Here is a 965-nt window from a genome sequence, read left to right on the forward strand (position 1 = left end):
TGACGTCGCCGGCGCACGGCAACTGCAAGGCTAGGACCCGTGACGAAATTCGCCCTCGCCGGCTACGGAACGCGCGGCGACATCGAGCCATTGGCAGCGGTCGGCCGCGAGCTGCTGCGCCGAGGGCACGACGTGGCCGTGGCCGTCCCACCGGAATTGATGGGTTTCGCCGAGTCCACCGGGCTCGCGGCGGTCCCGTACGGCCCGGAACTGCACGACTTCCTGGACGAGGAGTTCCTCCGCAACATGTGGGCTGAGTTCTTCCGGAACATCTGGACGATCCGCAGCCCGATCAGGTTGATGCGCAAGGTCTGGGAGCCCCTCATCCGGCATTGGGGCGAGGTCAGCGCGGCGCTGACGTCCCTCGCCGCCGACGCTGACCTATTGTGCACCGGCCTGAATTTCGAGCAGGCCGCCGCCAACGTCGCGGAACACTACAACATTCCGCTGGCGACACTGCATCACTTCCCGATGCGGGCCAACGGGCAGCTCGTTCCGAGCGTGCCGGCGCCGCTGTTCCGCTCCACCATGAAAGCGGTCGAGTGGCTGTTCTGGCGCTCGACGAGGCAGGTCGAGAACGAACAGCGCCGAGAACTCGGCCTACCAGCGGCCAACAAACCCTCGCCGCGAAGGATCGCCGAACGCGAATCGCTGGAAATCCAGGCCTACGACGAGGTGTGCTTCCCCGGGCTCGCTGCCGAATGGGCGAAATGGGGCGGCCAGCGTCCTTTCGTTGGATCGCTGACGATGGAGCTGCCCACCGATACCGACGACGAGGTGTTGTCGTGGATCGCGAAGGGGACACCGCCGATTTGCTTCGGCTTTGGCAGCATGCCGGTTGCCGAATCGCCGGCCGACACGGTCGCTCTGATCGGCGCGGCGTGCGCGGAGCTGGGTGAGCGGGCGCTGGTGTGCTCCGGGTGGAGCGATTTCAGCGACGTGCCGCACTTCGACCACGTCAAGGT

1 protein-coding gene is annotated in these 965 nt (G+C 66.4%); it reads left to right on the forward strand.

Annotated features, from left to right (window positions below; genetic code table 11):
* Positions 1-39: 39 nt before the first annotated feature.
* Positions 40-965 (forward strand): glycosyltransferase (locus tag A5711_RS17990; RefSeq protein ID WP_067948853.1); only part of this gene is annotated, 926 nt, incomplete at its 3' end.

Origin of the sequence: Mycobacterium sp. E2238, assembly GCF_001672665.1 — a bacterium.
GTDB lineage: Bacteria > Actinomycetota > Actinomycetes > Mycobacteriales > Mycobacteriaceae > Mycobacterium.